Below are 21,783 nucleotides of genomic sequence, written 5' to 3' on the forward strand. Positions count from 1 at the left end.
ACCTCTAGCTTTTTGCCTATGCAGTAAGTTACAGGAGGACGATAGATGAACATTTGGCAACTAGCGCTGCAAAATATAAAAGGAAATTGGCGTAATTATAAAGTGTTTTTCTTAAGTAGTTGTTTTGCAATATTTGCTTCTTACGCATATATGTCTGTCATTGTGCATCCGTATATGCAAGAGACGATGTGGTATCAAAACGTACGTTGGGGACTTATCATATGTAATGTTATAATCATTTCTTTTTTCGTCATATTTATTTTGTACTCTACTTCTATTTTCATAGAAGCACGTAAGAAAGAATTAGGGTTATATATGTTAATGGGAGCAACGAAATCTAACGTAATAGGAATGATTATGACCGAACAAATTTTAATCGGGGTCTTCGCGAATATTTTCGGTATTGTGCTCGGTATGATATTTTTAAAACTCTTTTTTATGGTATTTAGTATGTTACTGGGGCTTCCGAAAGAACTCCCTGTGATATTTGACGTAAGGGCGATTGGTGTAACATTTATTACATATATGGTCGTTTTTATTTTGTTATCTTTTATAAGTGCTTTACGTATATGGAATATAAAAATCATTCGGTTATTGAAAGAATTTCGAACAGATAAAAAAGAGAAGAAAACATCAAAGTGGCTTTGTTTATTCGGTTTTGCTTGTTTAGTGGGCGGGTATGCGTTGGCGCTACAAGTGACGATGACTACGATAGCAATATACTTTTTCCCTGTGTCTATACTTGTCTTTTTTGGAACGTACTTTTCTTTTACACATGGAGCTACCCAAGTGTTAGAAATGATAAAGCGAAATAAAAAGATTATGTATACATATCCGTATTTATTTATAGTGAATCAATTGTCACATCGAATGAAGGAAAATAGTCGCTTTTTCTTTCTGATGTCTATGGCAACGACGTTTGTAGTTACAGCAACAGGTACGGTGTTCTTATATTTTTCTAGCATGCAAGATATGTGGCGAACTGGAGGGGTACACTCGTTTTCGTACATAGAAAAAGGTATTTCTACTCATGAAGTCTTTGAGGAAGGTGCGGTTGAAAAATTACTGCATCACTATGAGTATGATGATTTTCAATATATGAGTTTTGTTGGAGTTTATGCATCCTTTCAGTCTAATAAGGGAGAAACAACAATAGTACCGCTTATAAAAGAAAGTGAATATAACCAAGAAGCCAGGAAACAAAGACAGAAAACGTATCGTCCTAAAAAAGGTACAGTGACACTCGTTTATTATAATAAATACAATAATTCGAATGTATATAATCAAAAAGAGATTCAATTGCAAGTAATGAATCAACCATATCAATTCGTATTTAACGGTCAGAAAGAAGGGGTTCAATTTAACCATCACCCTTCGTACATTAATGGTCTGTTCTTCGTTATGAATGATGAAGATTTTGACAGTATAGCAAATCAGGTTCCTGATTCTGAAAAAATGATATATAGAGGCTACACATTATCAAATATCGAAAAGACGAAGAAATTAAATGAAGATTTACGGAGACATATAAAACAAGATAATAATAATGCATTTCGAAGCAATATGGAGTTGTATGTAAATATGAAAGAAGTCGGCGATATTACTCTATTTGTAGGCTCATTTATTAGTATATTATTCTTTCTCACTTCATGTAGTATCGTGTATTTTAAATGGTTCCATAATATTGCATCGGACCGAAAGCAGTATGGTGCACTCTCTAAACTTGGAATGACGAAGGAAGAAGTATGGAAAATTTCTCGTTGGCAATTATGTATGCTATTTTTTGCGCCAATTATAGTAGGGAGTATGCATAGTGCAGTTGCATTATATACGTTTCATAATACGCTTTTTATGGATGGATCATTAAGAAAAGTAGGTTTGTTCATTCTGTTTTATATCGCAGCATGTATCATTTATTTCTTCTTCGCTCAAAGAGAGTATAAGAAACATTTAGACTAGCGAATGCTAGTCTTTTTTAAATATTCGAAATTTACATAGAAGAATATAAAAAAGTATGGTATAACAGTAAGAAAACGAAAAAGAGGGGAAAAGACGATGATTCGAGTAGGATATTTAGGACCAGAAGCAACATTTACAAATATGGCGGTGAGTCGTTTTTTTCCGGAAGCAGAGCATGTACCGTATCGAACGATTCCAGATTGTATAGATGCAGCTGCAAACGAAAATGTAGATTTCGCAGTTGTACCGTTAGAAAATGCAATAGAAGGTTCAGTGAATATAACGGTTGATTACCTTGTACATGAGCAGCCGCTTTCCATTGTAGGAGAAATTACAGTACCAATTCAGCAGCATTTACTTGTACATCCGCAGTATGCAGAAGTGTGGGAAGAAGTATATGCAGTGCATTCTCATCCGCATGCCATTGCACAGTGCCATAAATTTTTAAATGAAGAATTAAAAGGAGTAACTGTTCGAGATATGACATCTACAAGTGCTGCTGCACAATATGTGAAAGAACATCCTGAAGAGAAAATTGCCGCTATTGCAAATGAAGCGGCTGCAGAAAAATACGGATTAACAATTGTGAGACGTAGTATTCATACGCATAAAAATAATCATACACGTTTCTTAGTACTCCATAAGAAAAAGAAAGCAGTACTCCCGAATAACGGAGAGAACCGCGGAGAGAAAACGACGCTTATGATAACGTTACCTGCAGATTATGCAGGTGCCCTATATCAAGTGTTATCAGCTTTCGCATGGAGAAAATTAAACTTATCAAAAATCGAATCGCGTCCGATGAAAACAGGTCTTGGAAATTACTTTTTCTTAATCGATGTCGATAAAGCATACGATGACGTATTATTGCCAGGCGTAACGATGGAACTTGAAGCACTCGGTTTTTCTGTTACTGTGCTGGGGAGTTATTCTTCTTATTGGTTGTAAGATGTAGATGGAATGTTGGTGTTTGTCTAATCGTCAATATCATTTCATTGCCTAATATATTTTTTAATAGATTAATAAAATCCCACCTGCAGAAGGTGGGTTCTTTATTTTAACTTCGCAAGACGATCTTCTAATTGACCACGCCAAATATCAGCTAGTTCTGGAACAGCAAGAATCTTCTCGATGCCATCTTTATCTTTTCTATTATGAAAATAAATTTCGTTAGAGAATAAAACAGAAACATTGCTTGATGGACGTTCTAGTAATGTAATTTTTGAATCTTTACGTACAGTACCTTCTTGAAGAACGCGGCATAGGTAGCCAGTAAATCCAGTTGCTACAATACGCGGCAGTATGCCAGGGATGCCAAGACGTTTTGAAATTGTGCTACAAGGTACGCGAGCTTGCGTTACTTGAATGATTGCTTCGCCTAGTTGATATGTATCTCCGATGCATACGTCATGCTCTAACATATTTGTTACGGTAATGTTTTCGCCAAATGCGGAAGCTGGAAGTGTTGTTTGAAATTCTTTTTCCCATAGTGCGTAATGCTCGTGTGAGTACACACAAACTGCGCGATCAGGTCCACCGTGGTGTTTTAAATCTGCTACATCATCACCAAGGAAGCCATCTTTTGATAGGAAAGCTTCTTCGGTAAGTTCTTTACATATACCTGTAATCATTTCTTTATCTTCGCCATATTTCATTTGTTTCGGTTTGCCAATGCTAAAGTGAACGAGTTCAATTCCCATATTTGATCTCCTTTACGATTGATTACAATATTATAGCATTAAAAAAGCACAGAGAATGATAAAAACTCTGTGCTTTACATTAATAAACGAGAAATCCTGCTTTATCTAACGCCTCACAAGCAGCATCTAATTTTTCTTTAGAATCTGCCTCGATTGTATGTAAGTGAATACCATCTGTTAGTTGTGAAAGATAGGAAGCATTTGTGTTTTCGATTTTTTGTAAATATTGCTCTACATCAAAGCGATTGCTTACCATAATGGAGGCTGTTAAGTCACCGTATACAGGATGCTCAACTTTTACGTCTTTAATCGTAACGCCATGGTCAACAAGCATTGTAAGTTCCTGACGTACTTCTGCTGGTTTATGTTGGCATACGATTACGCGTTCAAAAGTTTGTTGTTTCTCTTGTGGCTTTAAATATAAATAGCCTTGAGCAGTTGCAATAATTGGTTCGTTTCGTGCTTTAAGCAAGGAAATATCTTGCACGATAACTTGTCTACTTACGTTCGTCTTTTTCGATAGTTCATTCCCCGATAACGGTTCATTTGCAGCAAGAAGCCACTGGAGGATAAGTTGTCGTCTTTCTTCACCTAAAATCTTTTTTTGTTCATTTTGTTTCATTATGATTTAACACCTCTATAAAATTGATTTCCAATTGTGTGTAGTGCATGAATAGTAGTATCAATTTGATCTTTCGTTGTTTGTTGTCCGAAAGAGAAGCGGACATATTGTTTTGCCTCTTCATACGTTTTTCCAATTGCAAGCATAGTTTTCGAAGGTTCTTGTTTGCCGACTTGGCAAGCACTTCCGGTGGAAATGGCGATACCATGGCGATTACATTCTAGCATAGTATATTGACCTTCTATTCCTTTTATTGTAACCCCAACAATATGTGGTAAACAAGAAGTAGAATGACCTTCTACTGTAATTTCTAGTGGAAGTGTTTGTATTTGCTCTAAAAAGTAGGATCGTAACTCTTTAAAACGTAAACTTTCTTCCCATTGAGTTTTTAATATATTTTCAGCAGCTGTTAAAAAAGATGCGATGCCGGGAACGTTCACTGTACCTGGGCGAAATCCTTTTTCGTGAGAAGTTCCTGGAAATACTTGTTCCCAGCGAGTTTGCGGATTTATGTAGCAAGCGCCGACACCTTTTGGTCCGTATATTTTATGTGCTGAAACAGAAAGACTATCAACCCCCATCTCAAAAACATGGATAGGCAGTTTACCAAACGTTTGCACACAATCCGTATGAAATAAAACATTATATTTTTTTAAAAGTGCCCCGATTTCTGTAATGTTTTGAACGGTTCCGATTTCAGAGTTTCCATGCTGTATACTTGCTAGCACAGTATCTTCCGTAATAGCTGCCTCTAAATCTACTAAACAAATGAGTCCATTTTTATCAACAGGAATTTCAGTGATCGTATAGCCTTTTGATTTTAGAGATTGAAAATAACTTCGAATGGATGCATGTTCCATAGGTGTCGTAATAATATGCTTCTTATTTCGGGCATTTAGAAGTGATTGGATCGCAAGATAGTTCGATTCCGATCCACCACTTGTGAAAAATACTCCTTGTTCTTTTCCTCCAATCATTTCCGCAAATGTTTTTCGGCAAACTTGTAATAAAGAAGAAGCCGTTCCTCCAATATCATGTAAACTTTGTTCATTTCCGAAGTATTGCGATGCTGCTTTCATATATGTTTGTAACGCTTCCTCGCTCATAGGTGTAGTAGCTGCATAGTCAAGATATATCATCATGTAAGTTCCTCTCTCTAGTAAGAGTTACATTTCTTTTACTTTTTAAATGGTAGTGAAAATAAGAATTATAAAAAAACTCTTGTCATTATTTTAAAACTATGTAAATATAGGTGTCAAGACAGTTGAAAAGTGTAAAGTAGGAGGCAACAATTATGCCAAGCGCAGATGTCTTAATTATTGGAAGTGGCGTTGCGGCACTTCGTGTTGCAAAAGAGATTTGTCACGAAAAGAATGTGATTATTATCACAAAGGAGACGAAACGTAATAATAATACACATTTAGCTCAAGGTGGAATTGCCGCAGCGGTAGCTACATACGACAATCCTAATGATCATTTTGAAGATACGCTAGTAGCAGGGTGTCATTATAACAATGAAGAAGTGGTCCGTTATTTAGTCGAGGAAGGACCGAAAGAAATTAATAACCTTATTGAAAATGGAATGAAATTTGATGGAGATGAAACAGGTCCTCATCTTGGAAAAGAAGGAGCGCATCGAAAACGTCGTATTTTACATGCAGGTGGCGATGCAACAGGAAAGAATTTATTAGAGCATCTTATTCAAGAAGTAGCTCCATACGTTACGGTAGTGGAACAGGAAATGGTGCTCGATTTTATTATAGAAAAAGATAAATGTGTTGGGGCTTTAACTCGCAACAATAAAGGAGAATTGAAACGTTACAATGCAGATTATACGGTGTTAGCTTCAGGCGGTATTGGCGGTTTATACGCCTTTACTTCTAATGATGAGACGATTACAGGCGATGGACTTGCAATGGTGTACCGTGCAGGCGGAGAGCTTGTAGATTTAGAGTTTATACAATTTCATCCGACGATGTTATACGCGGGTGGGCGTTGTTCTGGTCTTGTGTCCGAAGCTGTTCGCGGAGAAGGAGCTGTCCTTGTAAATGGAAAAGGGCAGCGTTTTATGATGGATATACATTCCGAACAGGATTTAGCGCCTCGTGATGTAGTCGCAAGGGCTATTCATGAACAGCTACTTGCGGGTGAAAAAGTGTACTTAAACATCGAAATGATTCAAAACTTTGAACAACGCTTTCCGACCGTGTCATCGATATGTAAAACAAATGGAGTCGATATAAATAAAAAACTTATTCCAGTCGTGCCTGGTACTCATTTTCACATGGGCGGCGTGAAAACGAACTGTGATGGAGAGACGTCTATTCCGAACTTATACGCAGTCGGTGAAGTAGCTTGTAACGGGGTTCATGGTGCAAATAGATTAGCGAGTAATTCATTATTAGAAGGTCTTGTGTTTGGAAAAAGAATCGGACGACACATTTTATCTAGAGAGACAAAAGAAAAGGTGAACATGCTAGCCGAAAAGGAAGCAAAGTTTATCGTTCTGAATCATTTACCGACGAAAGAAGAAATACAAAAATGCATGATGAAATATGTTGGGATTGTGCGAACAGAGCAAAGTTTATCTTATGCGAAGAGATGGCTTAGTAAGTATGGTGTTCGAAATATGATATTACAACATGATGTTCTTACGAATGAAGAGATAACGCTTATTAATATGTTAACGGTTTGTGAGCTTATAGTTGTGTCAGCCTTGCAAAGAGAAGAAAGTATTGGCGGGCATTACCGGAGTGATTATCCAGATAGAAAAATAGGAAAGAAAGAGATTGTTCGAGTAAAGAGAAAACGACAACTTGTGTAATGAGGGGAAGAGGGGCTTTATGAACACGATAAAAGTTAAAGAAGCATTAAATCGATTTTTTTTAGAAGATATAGGGGAAAGAGATGTAACATCTCAGCTTATTTTTCCAGATAACTTGCTTTCGAAAGGAACATTTCTTGCGAAGGATACAGGGGTCTTTGCAGGACGTTTAGTAATTGAATCAGGATTTAAATTAATTGATGAGAGAATTGAAGTAGAGCTGCATAAAAAAGATGGGGACCTTGTAGAAAAAGGCGAAATCATTGCAACTGTGCAAGGTCCAATTGCATCGTTATTAACAGCAGAGCGCGTTATATTAAATGTTATTCAGCGTATGAGCGGAATAGCGACGATGACGCGTAAAGCGGTTCTTGCTTTAGATAGCAGTCATACTCGCATTTGTGATACGCGAAAAACGATGCCAGGACTACGTATGTTTGATAAGCATGCAGTCGTGTGCGGCGGTGGATTTAATCATCGCTTCGGTTTATATGATGGTGTCATGATTAAAGACAATCATATTGCGTTTGCTGGTTCTATTACAAAAGCTGTTACATCAGTGAAAGAGAAGTTAGGACATATGGTGAAAGTAGAAGTAGAAACAGAAAATGAGGAACAGGTGAGAGAGGCTGTTGCTGCTGGTGCTGATATTATTATGTTCGATAATCGTACGCCAGATGAAATCCGGGAGTTTTCAAAAATTGTACCAAGTGCTATCGTTACAGAAGCTTCAGGGGGCATCACAATTGAAGATTTACCGAAATACGGAAAAACAGGAGTAGATTATATTTCACTTGGAGCGTTAACACATTCAGTGAAAGCACTTGATATTAGTTTCAATATTGAAGGATAAGGAAAGTGGCTTAGAGGGGAGAAACGTATATGAGTATTTTAGAACAAGTACAGCCAATTGAAACGATGTTACCAGAGCGTTATTACACGATGTCAACGGAAGATATGGAAAAGCGTGTTCGTGAAATTAAAGAGAAAATGGGGAAAATGTTATTCATTCCAGGGCATCATTATCAAAAAGATGAAGTGGTACAATTTTCAGATGCAGCAGGGGATTCACTTCAGCTTGCACAAGTTGCAGCGAGCAATAAAGACGCAAAATATATTGTGTTTTGCGGGGTGCACTTTATGGCGGAAACAGCAGATATGTTAACGACAGATGATCAAGTTGTCATCTTACCAGATATGCGTGCAGGTTGTTCGATGGCGGATATGGCAGATATTGAACAAACAGAAAGAGCATGGAAAGAGCTCACGAAATTATTTGGAGATACGATGATTCCGTTAACATATGTGAACTCTACAGCTGCAATTAAAGCGTTTTGTGGTCGTAACGGAGGAGCAACAGTAACATCTTCTAATGCAAAGCAAATGGTATCTTGGGCGTTTACTCAAAAAGAACGTCTCGTCTTTTTACCAGACCAACATTTAGGGAGAAATACAGCGTACGATTTAGGTATCCCGTTAGATAAAATGGCAGTATGGGACCCACACACAGATTCATTAGAGTACGATGGGGATATAGAAGAAATTCAAGTAATTTTATGGAAAGGGCATTGTTCTGTTCATCAAAATTTTACAGTGAAGAACATTGAGAGCGTACGAAAAAATCATTCTGATATGAATATTATTGTACATCCAGAATGTTGCTATGAAGTTGTAGCTGCTTCAGATTATGCAGGCTCAACGAAATATATTATTGATATGATTGAATCAGCGCCATCTGGTAGCAAATGGGCGATTGGTACAGAAATGAATTTAGTGAACCGAATTATTCAGCAACATCCAGATAAAGAAATTGTTTCACTTAATCCATTTATGTGTCCGTGCTTAACGATGAACCGAATTGATCTGCCTCACTTATTATGGACACTTGAAACGATAGAAAGAGGAGAAGAAATTAACGTTATTAGCGTAGACAAACAAGTAACGGCAGAAGCGGTTCTTGCATTAAATCGTATGTTAGAGCGTGTGTAAAGCAACGGTATTCCTGTTGCTTTTTTTCATACATATAATCATAACGAGAACGAAATGGGCATACATTGTTTTGAAGAAATCATTGTGGTTCTTTATGCTTATTCCGCTTCGAATGATATTGAAAATCGAAGAAGTGATAAAAGTGAAAAGAAGTTAATGTTATTTAGAAAGAGTTACTTCATGAGATTTGTTACTTATAGATAAGTTATACAGGAGGGGGAAAATTTGAAAATTCATATCGTGCAAAAAGGGGATACCCTTTGGAAAATTGCGAAAAAGTACGGAGTGGATTTTGACACGTTGAAAAAAACAAATACACAACTTAGTAATCCAGATTTAATTATGCCAGGTATGAAAATTAAAGTGCCATCCAAGAGTGTTCACATGAAACAACAGGCTGGAGCAGGTTCAGCGCCTCCAAAGCAATACGTAAAAGAAGTGCAGCAAAAAGAATTTGCAGCAACACCAACTCCGCTTGGAATAGAAGATGAAGAAGAAGTTACGTATCAATCAGCACCAATTACACAGCAGCCAGCTATGCAACAAACACAAAAAGAAGTGCAAGTAAAACCGCAAAAGGAGATGCAGGTAAAGCCGCAAAAAGAAGTACAGGTAAAGCCGCAAAAAGAGGTACAGGTGAAACCGCAAAAAGAACAGCCAATTCAAAAAGAAAAACCAGTTGAAAAACCGTCTGTTATTCAAAAACCACCTGTGATAGAAAAACAAAAACCGGCGGAAAAAGAAAACACGAAGTTTTCGGTAAATGTATTACCGCAGCCGCCACAACCACCAATAAAACCGAAAAAAGAATATAAAATTTCAGATGTAATAAAAAAAGGAAGCGAGTTAATTGCTCCTCAAATTAGTAAAATGAAACCTAACAATATCATTTCTCCGCAAACGAAAAAAAACAATATAGTATCGCCGCAAGTGAAGAAAGAAAATGTAGGAAATATAGTATCGCCGCAAGTGAAGAAAGAAAATGTAGGAAATATAGTATCGCCGCAAGTGAAGAAAGAAAATGTAGGAAATATAGTATCGCCGCAAGTGAAAAAAGAAAATGTAGGAAATATAGTATCGCCGCAAGTGAAAAAAGAAAATGTAGGGAATATAGTGTCACCGCAAGTGAAAAAAGAAAATGTAGGGAATATAGTGTCACCGCAAGTGAAAAAAGAAAATGTAGGGAATATAGTGTCACCGCAAGTGAAAAAAGAAAACGTAGGGAATATAGTATCGCCAAATGTATCGAAAGAAAATGTAGTGATTCCACAAGTCATACCGCCAAATATTCAAATGCCAAATATTCAAATGCCAAATATTCAAATGCCAATCATGGATAACAACCAGCCACCGAATATAATGCCAATCATGGATAACAGCCAGCCACCGAATATAATGCCAATCATGGATAACAACCAGCCACCGAATATAATGCCAATTATGGATAACAACCAGCCGCCGAATATAATGCCGATTATGGATAACAATCAAATGCCGAATATGATGCCGATCATGGATAACAATCAAATGCCGAATATGATGCCGATTATGGATAACAATCAAATGCCGAATATGATGCCGATTATGGATAACAATCAAATGCCGAATATGATGCCGATTATGGATAACAATCAACCACCCAATATGATGCCCTATCAAATGCCGTATCAACAGCCCATGATGCCGCCGAATCCGTATTATCAACAACCAAATCCATATCAAATGCCATATCAGCAAGGAGCGCCGTTTGGACCGCAATATACGTCTATGCCCAACCAGAATATGATGCCAATGGATAATAATATGCCGCCGCTTGTGCAGGGTGAGGAAGATTGTGGATGCGGAGGAGAAAGTAGACTATATAGTCCACAACCAGGCGGTCCGCAATATGCGAATCCTTTATATTACCAACCAACTCAGTCTGCATATGCACCACAGCCAGGAACGATTTATTATCAACCAGATCCACCGAATGTATTTGGAGAGCCCGTTTCAGAAGAAGAGGACGAAGAAGAAGTTTAAAAAGGCGGGAGTATTCCCGCCTTTTTTACATTCCTGTTAATTAAGAAAATGAAGTTTTTTTATGAAGTGCTAGAAAATTCCCAGTGAAATATTAACAGTGTAAAAACCTTCTCGGTTACTCATCATAAGAGGGAGCTTTTCAGTAGAGAAGCTCATTCTAACAGAGGGGGTTTTTGTATTGAATACGAAAGTAAAAGTGATTGCTGCTTCTTTGTTAGTTACCAGTGCATTAGCTGCATGTGGTACACCGAAAGATAACAATGCAATGGATGGACGTAACTACAATTACGAGCGTACATCTTATAATGATACACACCAGTATCGTGATAATGTGACACGTAATGATCGTTATACAGATTATGTAACATATAGAAATGGTCGTAACGATACAGGATACAATTATTATCGAGATGTAAATTACAATGGACAAATTGCTAATCCGCATCCAACTCGTAATATTACAATGAACAATTCATACATTAACAATGATGGTAAAACAGCTGAAAGAATAACAAATCGTGTGAAACGTATGAATAACGTAGACCGTGTGTCTACAGTTGTATATGGAAACGATGTAGCGATTGCGGTAAAACCACGTAACACAGTGACAAATGAAACGGCGATGGCTAACGAAATTCGTCAAGCTGTTGCAAATGAAGTTGGAAACAGAAACGTATATGTTTCTGTAAGAAATGATATGTTTACTCGTGTCGATGCAATGAGTACGCGTCTACGTAACGGTACAGTTACAAACGATTTTAATCGTGACATAGTGAATATGTTCCGAGACATTCGTTACGGTTTAACTGGTACAGTGCGATAACAAAACAAAAGAGGAAGGGATAGCCCTTCCTCTTTATTCATCGTTGTCTTGTAAGCGACGTTTTTTAATAAAATAACTAACGGAATAAGAAACTAAAAAGCATATGAAAAGAATACTACCTGTTGAAATAGCTTCAAATAGAGGTCTTTCTGGACTGAAAATAATATAAATAATAGCCGTAACGATTCCTACAATAAGGGAGTGGAAGACAAGTTTGTAATAAGGAGTTAACTGTATTTCCTTTTCGCCTTCTTCTACATCGATTGAAACACTTAACTGTAAATAAGCAAGTAAAATACTTGTAAACATAAATAATAGCCACAATGGAGATTTCGTAATTTGATCAATGCCTTCAGTGAAACCGATATAGCCTAAAATTCCAACTACGCCAATGTATTGAAAAAGAAAGACAATACGTATGTTTTTTAACATTTGAAGAATGAGGCGTTCATCCTTTATTTTTTTCATAATATTCATCCCCTGCTTATTATGATTTCGCTGTCACATTAATTGTAACATATATATTGCAATTATCAATTTATAATTTACATAAAATAATTTGGATGAAAGAGGAAATAAAATATTTTTATAAACATGTTGCACTTATACTTTATTAATGTTATATTAGCAAAGCGATGAGCTAATTTACGTAAGACGAGAGATATGCTTAAGTGCTAAACACGCGAATGTGGTCGCCTGGTCTCTCGCCGTAAACGCATCAAGACGCCTGCTTTGCAGGCGTCTTTCATTTTATATAAAAGTAAATGATACATGCAGATGAGGTAAACCCTTATCTGCATTTTTTATTTTTCGAAAGAAATGTAATATGGATAAAACCCCCATTTCCGGAAAAACTACTAATGAAAGTATGATCTTGCCTAAAAGAGGTGAACGGAAATGAAATGGATACTGATTGCGATGCAAGCTTTCGTTATGATGTTTTGTTTCGTTTATGGAACGAATGTGAAGGCGGAAGGGCCAGTACCAGAAGTAACGAAAAAAGAACCTGAGGTTACAATTTTATTAGAGCGTATGTATGTTGATGGCGAAGTAAGCGAAGAAATACTTACAGAAAAAGTGACGGATTTAGAAAAGTTTTTACAGCAGTATAAAGAATGGCAGCTCGTTGATCGTGATGATGTACAAATTGTATTGCAAAAGAAAGTTGATGATATTTCTCCGTTATTGAAAACGAGCGGGTATTTTGGTGTTTCAGAGGAAGGGATATTACAAATTTTCAAAGGTGTACCGAAAAGTGATAATGCGATCCATTCTTTCTTTCAAATTGATATGAAAAAGCTTGAGAGCTATGAACGTGCGAAATTGAAACGTGGCATTCGTATTAAATCAAAAGAAGGTTTTGTGAAGACGATTGAAAAAATGAAGCAATACGCAGTTCAAAGTAAGAAAAAAAGCAGCTCATGGTGAGCTGCTTTTTTTTCTTATTTGTTTTTAGCTAAAATTTCTTTTGCGATTTCATCAATTAGCATATCTTTTCCGATTGGATTGAATGCTTTCGTATTGAAGACTTCATTTGATACTTCATATACGTGATTATTTTTAACTGCTTTATTGTCTTTCCAAACGGCACTGTTTTTGTAGTCTTCGTAAACTTTATCAGCTTCGCCGCCGAAGTTTACAATAAACATTTGGTCAGGCTGGAATGCAACTAGACCTTCTAGTGATACTTGCGCCATCGTTTGTTTTAAATCCGTACCTTTTGTTGCTGGAAGTTTTAAGTCATTAAAGATGATGTCACCGTATCCGAAGCTACCGTATACACGGAAGTTTTGTGGTGTAACTGCAACGAACATAAAGTTCTCATCTTTTGTTTTCTCTTTAATTTTTTTAGATAAAGAGTCTGCTTTCTTATCGTAGTCTGCAATCCATTTGTCTGCTTTCTTCTCTTCGTCAAATAGCTTACCTACTTCTTTAAACTTACCACGCCAGTCTTCTAAGTTTGTTTCTAGAACAACTGTAGGTGCAACCTTTTCTAGTTGATCATAAATTTTTAATTGACGGTTGTTTAAAATAATTAAGTCTGGTTTTAAAGCAGTAACAGCTTCTAAATCAACTTTAGGTGCCCAGTACCAACCTACTGCCTTTACTCCATCTAACTTGTCTGTTAAGTGATTTTGGATTTTATCTTTATATGTATTTGCTGTACCAACAGGTTTGTGTCCAAGAAGTAATAGTTCTTCTGTTGATCCAGATAAGTCAACAATTCTCTTTGGATTTACTGGAATTGTAGCTTCACCTTTAGCATGTTTTACAACTTTTGTTTTCGGTTGTTCTTTTGCCTTCGATTCTTCTTTTTGAGAAGAACAGCCAACGATAGAAAGAACAACGAGCATAATAGTAAATAAAATAAATAGCTTACGTTTCATCCTGATGTAACCCCTTTAATTAGTATTGATAATCATTATCGACTTCTGTATATTAAGGTGCTTTAACCTTTCTGTCAATGGAAAATAACAGAAGTTTCAAGTGGAGAACATTTGTTGGGGCAGTCTCGCTTTTCTATCATTAAATATGTTAAAATGGAATACATGATTTAAGAGGGAGAGATCGTATTTTGTTTGAATATGTTACAGGTTACGTGGAGTATGTAGGGCCGGAATATGTCGTAATTGATCATAATGGAATTGGTTATCAAATTTTCACACCAAATCCGTATGTATTTCAAAGAAGTAAGCAAGAAATCCGTGTCTATACATATCATTATGTGAGAGAAGATATTATGGCACTTTACGGGTTTAAAACACGTGAAGAGCGTTTATTATTTACAAAGTTGTTAGGCGTGTCTGGCATTGGGCCAAAAGGAGCTCTTGCAATTTTAGCTTCTGGTCAAACAGGACAGGTCGTTCAAGCGATTGAGCATGAAGATGAGAAGTTTTTAGTGAAATTCCCAGGCGTCGGAAAGAAAACAGCACGCCAAATGATTTTAGATTTAAAAGGAAAACTAGCAGATGTCGTACCAGATGCATTTGTTGATTTATTCTCAGACACAGAACGTTTTGATGAGAAGAAAGGTTCATCAGCTGAGCTTGATGAGGCACTGGAAGCTCTCCGCGCACTTGGATACGCAGAACGCGAAGTTTCTCGTGTTGTACCAGAGTTATTAAAAGAATCATTAACGACGGATCAGTATATTAAAAAGGCACTTAGTCTTTTACTAAATGGTAAGAGGTGAGTATAATGGACGAACGTCTCCTTTCAGGGGAATCTGCATATGAAGATGCGGATTTAGAATATTCATTACGGCCACAGACGCTCCGTCAGTATATTGGCCAAGATAAAGCAAAACATAATTTAGAAGTATTTATTGAAGCGGCGAAAATGCGTGAAGAAACGTTAGATCACGTGCTTTTATATGGACCACCAGGTCTTGGTAAAACGACGCTTGCGAATATTATTGCCAATGAGATGGGCGTTAATGTTAGAACAACTTCAGGTCCCGCAATTGAAAGACCAGGAGATTTAGCTGCTGTATTAACAGCGCTTCAGCCAGGGGATGTATTATTTATTGATGAAATTCATCGTTTGCATAGATCAATTGAAGAAGTATTGTATCCTGCGATGGAAGACTTTTGCCTTGATATTGTAATTGGAAAAGGGCCTTCAGCACGTTCTGTACGCCTAGATTTACCGCCATTTACATTAGTTGGAGCAACAACACGTGCTGGAGCATTATCGGCACCGCTTCGTGACCGCTTCGGTGTACTTTCAAGGTTAGAGTACTACACAGTAGATCAGCTTTCTGCGATTGTTGAACGTACAGCAGAAGTATTTGAAGTTGAAATCGATTCGTTAGCTGCATTAGAAATTGCAAGACGTGCTCGTGGTACACCTCGTATTGCGAATCGTCTTTTAAGACGTGTACGTGATTTCGCGCAAGTTCGTGGTAACGGAACGGTTACGATGGAAATTACACAAATGGCATTAGAATTGCTGCAAGTAGATAAATTAGGTCTAGATCATATTGATCATAAATTACTGCTTGGTATTATTGAGAAATTCCGTGGCGGTCCAGTTGGATTAGAAACGGTTTCAGCAACAATTGGAGAAGAATCTCATACGATTGAAGATGTGTATGAGCCGTATTTATTACAAATTGGCTTTTTACAACGAACGCCAAGGGGCCGAATTGTAACGCCGCTTGCGTATGAACATTTCGGAATGGAGATACCAAAAGTATGACGGAGATGCCAAAGCTGCTTATTACAGCCGGGATCTTACTCATCGTTGTTGGATTAGCTTGGAAGTTCATTGGAAGGCTTCCAGGCGATATTTTTGTGAAAAAAGGAAACGTTACCTTTTATTTTCCTATCATTACATGTATTGTGTTAAGTATTGTATTATCTTTTATTATGTATATAATAAATCGATTTAAATAAGAAATAGGTGGATATAGCTATGGATATAAATCTGTTTGATTTTCATTTACCAGAAGAACTTATTGCACAAGTCCCGTTAGAAGATCGTGAAACATCAAGATTAATGGTGTTAGACCGTGAAACAGGTGATATTGAGCATAAACATTTTACGGATATTCTTTCTTACTTACATGAGGGGGATTGCTTAGTTTTAAATGAAACGAAAGTTATGCCTGCTCGTTTGCACGGTGTGAAAGAAGATACAGGCGCGCACATTGAAGTACTTCTTTTAAAACAAGAAGAAGGTGATAAGTGGGAAACGCTTGTAAAGCCAGCGAAACGTGTAAAAGAAGGAACTGTTATTTCTTTTGGCGAAGGGAAATTAAAAGCAACTTGCACAGGAACTGCAGATCAAGGTGGACGCCAGCTTGAATTTTCATATGATGGCATCTTCTATGAAATTTTAGATGAACTTGGGGAAATGCCGCTTCCTCCATATATTAAAGAGACGCTGGAAGATCGCGATCGCTATCAAACAGTATATGCGAAAGAAATCGGTTCAGCAGCAGCGCCGACTGCGGGACTTCACTTTACAGAAGAGTTACTTGAGAAGTTAAAGCAAAAAGGCGTTCAGTTAGCATTCATTACACTTCACGTAGGACTTGGAACATTTAGACCAGTTTCTGCAGACACGATTGAAGAACACCATATGCACGCAGAATATTATCATATGTCTGAAGAGACAGCGGCATTATTAAATCGTGTGAAAGAGAATGGTGGACGTATTATTACTGTAGGTACGACATCAACTCGTACGTTAGAAACAATTGCAACAGATCATGACGGTAAGCTCTGCGCCGCTTCTGGATGGACAGATATTTTCATGTATCCGGGATATGAATTTAAAGCAATTGATGGTTTAATTACAAACTTCCATTTACCGAAATCAACATTAATTATGCTTGTAAGTGCATTTGCAAATAGAGATAATGTACTTCATGCTTATAATGAAGCAGTAAAAGAAAAATATCGTTTCTTTAGCTTCGGTGATGCAATGTTCGTTGCATCTCACGCTAAAATGAGAAACAAATAAAAGGAGTAAGTTATGACAGCAATTCGTTATGAATTTATTAAGACATGTAAACAAACGGGTGCCCGTTTAGGTCGTGTGCATACGCCGCACGGTTCATTTGATACACCAACATTTATGCCAGTTGGTACACTTGCAACAGTTAAGACAATGTCACCAGAAGAATTAAAAGCAATGGATTCTGGCATTATTTTAAGTAATACGTATCATTTATGGCTACGTCCAGGTCATGAAATTATTCGTGAAGCAGGCGGCTTGCATAAATTTATGAACTGGGATCGTGCAATCTTAACAGACTCTGGTGGTTTCCAAGTATTCAGTTTAAGTGACTTCCGTCGTATTGAAGAGGAAGGCGTTCACTTCCGTAATCACTTAAATGGAGATAAATTATTCTTATCACCAGAAAAAGCGATGGAAATCCAAAATGCATTAGGTTCAGATATTATGATGGCATTTGATGAGTGTCCACCATTCCCAGCTACTTTTGAATATATGAAGAAATCTGTAGAGCGTACGAGCCGCTGGGCAGAACGTTGCTTAAAAGCGCATGAACGTCCGCAAGATCAAGGTTTATTCGGTATTGTACAGGGCGGGGAGTACGAAGAGCTTCGTCGTCAAAGTGCGAAAGATCTTGTTTCAATGGACTTCCCTGGTTACGCTGTAGGTGGTTTATCTGTTGGTGAACCGAAAGATATTATGAACCGTGTTCTTGAGTTTACAACACCACTTCTTCCAGATAATAAGCCTCGTTACTTAATGGGTGTAGGTTCTCCTGACTCGTTAATCGATGGCGCAATTCGTGGTATTGATATGTTTGACTGTGTACTTCCAACTCGTATCGCTCGAAATGGTACATGTATGACAAGTGAAGGTCGCCTTGTTGTAAAAAATGCGAAATTCGCAAGAGACTTCGGTCCGCTTGATCCAAACTGTGATTGCTACACATGTAAAAACTACTCACGTGCGTACATTCGTCACTTAATGAAATGTGATGAAACGTTCGGAATTCGTTTAACGTCTTATCACAACCTTCATTTTCTGTTAAACTTAATGGAGCAGGTGAGACAAGCTATTCGTGAAGACCGTCTTGGCGATTTCCGCGAAGAGTTCTTTGAACAGTATGGCTTTAATAAACCGAATGCTAAAAACTTCTAATACATAATTTAAAAGGAGGAACAAAAGATGAATGCAGGTATGATGAATATCGTTATGATCGTTGCGATGTTTGCGATTTTCTATTTCTTATTAATTCGCCCGCAACAAAAACGTCAAAAAGCAGTTGCTCAAATGCAAAGTGAGTTAGCAAAAGGTGATGCTATCGTAACAATCGGTGGTTTACACGGTACAATCGAATCAGTAGATGAGACAAAAATCGTTATTAAATCTGGTGGTTCACACTTAACTTTCGATCGCAATGCGATTCGTGAAGTTGTGAAAAACTAATGTGGAAGGCCCTGCATGAAATGTGCAGGGCCTTTTTTAGTTACTTTGCTTTGACATATTTACACCGAAAATACCACCGAGTGTACTCGCCCCCATTAATGCTAATTGATATAGTAATTGTGAGTTCGATAAGGTTTGAGAAAAGCCTAAATAGTTAACTAGAAAGACGAGTATAGTGAACGTGAGCCCTGTTGTGAAACCTACTAGCCAACCTTTTCCTTGAGCCTTTTTGCCGGCAGTAAATCCAGACATAAGCATAGATAAAAGAGCGAGTATAAAAATAGTAACGGTTAATGTCCCTTCATTTATATTCGTAAACTTTAATAAAAGAGCCATAATCATACTAGTAATAGATGCGAGAATTAGTAGCGTAACAATACCGAAGCCAATTGCAGTTGATAATTTTTTCGTTCCATCCATTTATGCATTCCCCCTTTTTAATACAAGCATATTTTCCTTTTGCTCAAGTTAGACTAGTTTCTTTTTTATAGGGGAGTCTATACGTAAAAAAGGAGATGTAGAAATGGAATGGATATCGGTAATTGGACGGACAATGCTTTTGTATATCATCATCTTAATTATTTTTCGTCTTATGGGTAAACGTGAGATAGGAGAGCTAAGTGTATTAGATTTAGTCGTATTTATTATGCTTGGAGAAATGGCTGTAGTAGCAATTGAAAATACCGATAAATCACTTTTGCACCAATTAGTTCCGATGACTTTTCTTATGTGCATACAAATCATTTTGTCAGTCATTTCATTAAAGTTTCAACGATTTCGGCATTTAATAGAAGGTGAACCAGCAATTATTATTAATGCAGGAAAGATTGATGAAAAAAAGATGAGAAACCAACGATATAATATTGATGATTTAATGATGCAATTAAGGGAACAAGGAGTTGGAGATATTCGGGATGTAGAATATGCTATTTTGGAACCGTCTGGGAAGTTATCTGTCTTTCAAAAACAAAAAAATAAACAAGGTACATTGCAGTTTACGCTTCCTCTTATTATTGATGGAGAAATTCAATCTAGTCATTTACAAATGATTGAGCATACAGATGAATGGCTTATTGAGAAATTAAAAAACTTAGGTTATAACGATATAACACAAATTTTATACTGTAGTTTTCAAAATGGACAATTTTTTGTTGATGTAAAAGAAAATTAGAGACTTATCCTTTGGAAGAGTAAGGATGATTAGTATAACTAATAATCAGTGGAGATTACCCCACTGATTAAAGTTTCACCTTATTTCAAAAATGAAAGCTTACGAATGATAGGGAGACGACTTAACTCTTCTTTTCGAATGAGTTTGAAAGTGAAGAGAAGTACGATATAAACAATTGTTGTTAAAGTGATTTCCCATAATGTTTGTATGCCAAGGGAATGAGAGAAAATAATATATTTATGAAGATAAAAACCGAAGGCGCCTGCGATACCGATGGCAAGTCCGCCGAAAATATAGTCTTTTGCGTAAATGGTAAATGTAATCTTTTTTAAAACAGTAGCGTAGTGAAGAAATGTTACTGTTACAATATTTGCAGCAATAGCAAGTGCAACCCCCATCATTTGAAACTCTGGCCTTGATGCTAGTACAAAAATAACGATTAATTTCACGATGGCACCAATAAATGTATTCATCATTGCGGCTCTTGCTAAGTTTAAAGCTTGCAAAACAGAGGTAAGTGGACTTTGGAAATAATGAAATAAAAAGCAAGGCGCAAGAAGTTGAATGAATGCTGTTGCGCTGTCTGATCCATACATAAGAGTTAAAACGGGAGAAGCGAATACGTATAATATAACGACAGACCATCCGCCGGTAATTAATGAAATTCGAAGTGCTTGTTGTAAACGGTGCTCTACTAATTTATGTTGTCTTTTTGCCATTGCTTCACTAATAGAAGGAACGAGCGCTGTAGAGAGAGCGTATGTAATAAAGGCAGGTAGTGATAGGAGCGGGAATGCATAACCGTTTAATATACCGTATTGCTGGGTTGCAACAGAAGCAGCGACACCAGCGATTGCCAAGCTTTGCATAACGACAATAGGTTCAAAAAAATATGAAACGGAGCCGATTAAACGACTTCCTGTAGTTGGAAGGGCAATATCCATCAGAGAATAAAATGTCCCTTTGCTTTCCTTTACAGTAGTGAAAAATCCAGAGCGTATTGATAAATGTTTTTCTCGCTGAAATAACGTGAGTAAAAATAATAAGGATGCAACTTCACCGAGAACAGCTGATAACATAGCGCCGGCTGCAGCATATTCTATGCCGTAAGGTAAAAATAATTGAATGCATATAGCGATAATGGTAATGCGGACGACTTGTTCTAGAACTTGCGCATAAGCGCTAGGTTTCATGTTTTGTTTCCCTTGAAAGTAACCACGCAACACAGAAGAAACAGCAATAACAGGAACAACGGGCAAAATGGCCATTAATGGATAGTAGGTTCTTTCGTCGGTTAATAATGTTTTTGCTAAAATAGGTGTGAGGAACATAATTCCGATTGTTAAAATGATACTAATAACGGATGTAACAGCTAGTGATACGGTTAATATTTTTTTAACTCTTTGTTTATCGTTCACAGCTTCCGCTTCTGCTACAAATTTTGCGATTGCGACAGGAAGACCAATTTGTGTCAATGTAATTGCTAAAATGAATGTAGGAACGGCCATCATATAAAGACCAACGCCTTCTTCTCCTAAAATACGTGCCATTACTATGCGGTTGATAAAGCCGAGTATTTTTGTAATAAAGCCGGCTATCATTAAAATAAATGCGCCTTTTAAAAAGCTTTGTCTCGTCATGTTCTTCTCCTACCTTCTCAAAATCAATGGAATGATTTACAATAATTTATATGCACGTACGAGACAAGAATGACAAGCATTTAAGAGAGTGAAGTATGATAGTGCTCTTGAAAGTAGTTATTGC

The 21,783-nt window shown here is 37.0% G+C and carries 21 protein-coding genes and 1 pseudogene; 15 read left to right on the forward strand and 7 right to left on the reverse strand.

Features of this window, described 5'->3' with window-relative positions:
* The first annotated feature begins 45 nt into the window (after window positions 1-45).
* Both IQ781_RS20750 and pheA read left to right on the forward strand, forming a co-directional pair.
* Window positions 46-1,959 (forward strand): ABC transporter permease, encoded by a 1,914-nt coding sequence (locus IQ781_RS20750; protein ID WP_001028679.1) that lies wholly within the window; start codon window positions 46-48, stop codon window positions 1,957-1,959.
* A 96-nt stretch (window positions 1,960-2,055) separates the two neighbouring features.
* Complete coding sequence (pheA, locus tag IQ781_RS20755; RefSeq protein ID WP_000621705.1) at window positions 2,056-2,907, forward strand: prephenate dehydratase; 852 nt, start codon at window positions 2,056-2,058, stop codon at window positions 2,905-2,907.
* Window positions 2,908-3,011: 104 nt separating this feature from the next.
* Here the strand turns inward: pheA and IQ781_RS20760 are convergent, their stop codons facing one another.
* The 3 genes from IQ781_RS20760 to IQ781_RS20770 form a co-directional block, all read right to left on the reverse strand.
* Window positions 3,012-3,659 carry an MOSC domain-containing protein gene (locus IQ781_RS20760; RefSeq protein ID WP_000510677.1) on the reverse strand — a complete coding sequence of 216 codons (648 nt, stop codon included), beginning with the start codon at window positions 3,657-3,659 and terminating at the stop codon, window positions 3,012-3,014.
* A 79-nt stretch (window positions 3,660-3,738) separates the two neighbouring features.
* Window positions 3,739-4,281 (reverse strand): transcription repressor NadR, encoded by a 543-nt coding sequence (locus IQ781_RS20765; protein ID WP_000812275.1) that lies wholly within the window; start codon window positions 4,279-4,281, stop codon window positions 3,739-3,741.
* A complete protein-coding gene (locus IQ781_RS20770; RefSeq protein WP_000973778.1) occupies window positions 4,281-5,423 on the reverse strand; it encodes an IscS subfamily cysteine desulfurase in 1,143 nt (380 codons plus the stop codon). The genes IQ781_RS20765 and IQ781_RS20770 overlap by 1 nt, the downstream gene beginning before the upstream one ends.
* Before the next feature lie 152 nt (window positions 5,424-5,575).
* On the opposite strand from IQ781_RS20770, the gene nadB reads away from it, so the two are divergent.
* From nadB to IQ781_RS20795, 5 genes and pseudogenes are all read left to right on the forward strand, one after another.
* The gene (gene nadB / locus IQ781_RS20775) at window positions 5,576-7,105 is read left to right on the forward strand and encodes an L-aspartate oxidase (protein ID WP_139847186.1); all 1,530 of its coding nucleotides are present in this window, start codon (window positions 5,576-5,578) and stop codon (window positions 7,103-7,105) included.
* Between the two features lie 19 nt (window positions 7,106-7,124).
* Entirely contained in the window at window positions 7,125-7,958 is an 834-nt protein-coding gene (gene nadC, locus IQ781_RS20780; protein ID WP_001092226.1) for a carboxylating nicotinate-nucleotide diphosphorylase, read from the forward strand.
* Window positions 7,959-7,987: 29 nt separating this feature from the next.
* Window positions 7,988-9,094, forward strand: coding sequence for a quinolinate synthase NadA (gene nadA / locus IQ781_RS20785; RefSeq protein ID WP_000025339.1), 1,107 nt, complete (start codon window positions 7,988-7,990; stop codon window positions 9,092-9,094).
* Between the two features lie 225 nt (window positions 9,095-9,319).
* Window positions 9,320-9,476, forward strand: a pseudogene (gene safA, locus IQ781_RS28485) (SafA/ExsA family spore coat assembly protein); the annotation flags it as partial.
* Window positions 9,477-11,294: 1,818 nt separating this feature from the next.
* Window positions 11,295-11,939, forward strand: coding sequence for a YhcN/YlaJ family sporulation lipoprotein (locus IQ781_RS20795; RefSeq protein ID WP_001093536.1), 645 nt, complete (start codon window positions 11,295-11,297; stop codon window positions 11,937-11,939).
* 33 nt (window positions 11,940-11,972) lie between these two features.
* Here IQ781_RS20795 and IQ781_RS20800 read toward each other — a convergent pair whose 3' ends face one another.
* Window positions 11,973-12,407, reverse strand: a complete 435-nt coding sequence (locus IQ781_RS20800; protein WP_000721223.1) for a hypothetical protein — start codon at window positions 12,405-12,407, stop codon at window positions 11,973-11,975.
* Between the two features lie 429 nt (window positions 12,408-12,836).
* Between IQ781_RS20800 and IQ781_RS20805 the strand changes: the two genes are divergently transcribed.
* On the forward strand, window positions 12,837-13,367 hold the full coding sequence (locus IQ781_RS20805) for a BofC C-terminal domain-containing protein (protein ID WP_000871192.1): 531 nt from the start codon (window positions 12,837-12,839) through the stop codon (window positions 13,365-13,367).
* Window positions 13,368-13,381: 14 nt separating this feature from the next.
* On the opposite strand, the gene IQ781_RS20810 is transcribed toward IQ781_RS20805, so the two are convergent.
* On the reverse strand, window positions 13,382-14,326 hold the full coding sequence (locus IQ781_RS20810; RefSeq protein ID WP_000823606.1) for an iron-hydroxamate ABC transporter substrate-binding protein: 945 nt from the start codon (window positions 14,324-14,326) through the stop codon (window positions 13,382-13,384).
* 188 nt (window positions 14,327-14,514) lie between these two features.
* On the opposite strand from IQ781_RS20810, the gene ruvA reads away from it, so the two are divergent.
* From ruvA to yajC, 6 genes are read left to right on the forward strand one after another with little or no spacing between them, the layout of a single operon-like run.
* Complete coding sequence (gene ruvA, locus IQ781_RS20815) at window positions 14,515-15,132, forward strand: Holliday junction DNA helicase RuvA (protein WP_000464511.1); 618 nt, start codon at window positions 14,515-14,517, stop codon at window positions 15,130-15,132.
* Between the two features lie 5 nt (window positions 15,133-15,137).
* Window positions 15,138-16,139 carry a Holliday junction branch migration DNA helicase RuvB gene (gene ruvB / locus IQ781_RS20820; RefSeq protein WP_000344449.1) on the forward strand — a complete coding sequence of 334 codons (1,002 nt, stop codon included), beginning with the start codon at window positions 15,138-15,140 and terminating at the stop codon, window positions 16,137-16,139.
* Complete coding sequence (locus tag IQ781_RS20825) at window positions 16,136-16,336, forward strand: DUF2905 domain-containing protein (protein ID WP_000138162.1); 201 nt, start codon at window positions 16,136-16,138, stop codon at window positions 16,334-16,336. Before ruvB ends, IQ781_RS20825 begins: the two co-directional genes overlap by 4 nt.
* A gap of 19 nt (window positions 16,337-16,355) precedes the next feature.
* Window positions 16,356-17,408: a tRNA preQ1(34) S-adenosylmethionine ribosyltransferase-isomerase QueA gene (gene queA, locus IQ781_RS20830; RefSeq protein WP_000354014.1), complete on the forward strand. Its 1,053-nt coding sequence runs from the start codon at window positions 16,356-16,358 to the stop codon at window positions 17,406-17,408.
* Between the two features lie 12 nt (window positions 17,409-17,420).
* Window positions 17,421-18,560 carry a tRNA guanosine(34) transglycosylase Tgt gene (gene tgt / locus IQ781_RS20835; protein ID WP_000125365.1) on the forward strand — a complete coding sequence of 380 codons (1,140 nt, stop codon included), beginning with the start codon at window positions 17,421-17,423 and terminating at the stop codon, window positions 18,558-18,560.
* 27 nt (window positions 18,561-18,587) lie between these two features.
* Window positions 18,588-18,848, forward strand: a complete 261-nt coding sequence (gene yajC / locus IQ781_RS20840; RefSeq protein ID WP_000991115.1) for a preprotein translocase subunit YajC — start codon at window positions 18,588-18,590, stop codon at window positions 18,846-18,848.
* A gap of 36 nt (window positions 18,849-18,884) precedes the next feature.
* Here the strand turns inward: yajC and IQ781_RS20845 are convergent, their stop codons facing one another.
* Window positions 18,885-19,268, reverse strand: coding sequence for a TIGR04086 family membrane protein (locus IQ781_RS20845; RefSeq protein ID WP_000349148.1), 384 nt, complete (start codon window positions 19,266-19,268; stop codon window positions 18,885-18,887).
* 103 nt (window positions 19,269-19,371) lie between these two features.
* Between IQ781_RS20845 and IQ781_RS20850 the strand changes: the two genes are divergently transcribed.
* Window positions 19,372-20,019 carry a DUF421 domain-containing protein gene (locus IQ781_RS20850; protein ID WP_139847188.1) on the forward strand — a complete coding sequence of 216 codons (648 nt, stop codon included), beginning with the start codon at window positions 19,372-19,374 and terminating at the stop codon, window positions 20,017-20,019.
* 80 nt (window positions 20,020-20,099) lie between these two features.
* Here IQ781_RS20850 and spoVB read toward each other — a convergent pair whose 3' ends face one another.
* Window positions 20,100-21,659, reverse strand: a complete 1,560-nt coding sequence (spoVB, locus tag IQ781_RS20855) for a stage V sporulation protein B (RefSeq protein ID WP_000198301.1) — start codon at window positions 21,657-21,659, stop codon at window positions 20,100-20,102.
* Window positions 21,660-21,783 lie beyond the last annotated feature (124 nt).

It is taken from the genome of Bacillus sp. N447-1 (assembly GCF_022701035.1).
Classification (GTDB): Bacteria; Bacillota; Bacilli; order Bacillales; family Bacillaceae_G; genus Bacillus_A; species Bacillus_A cereus.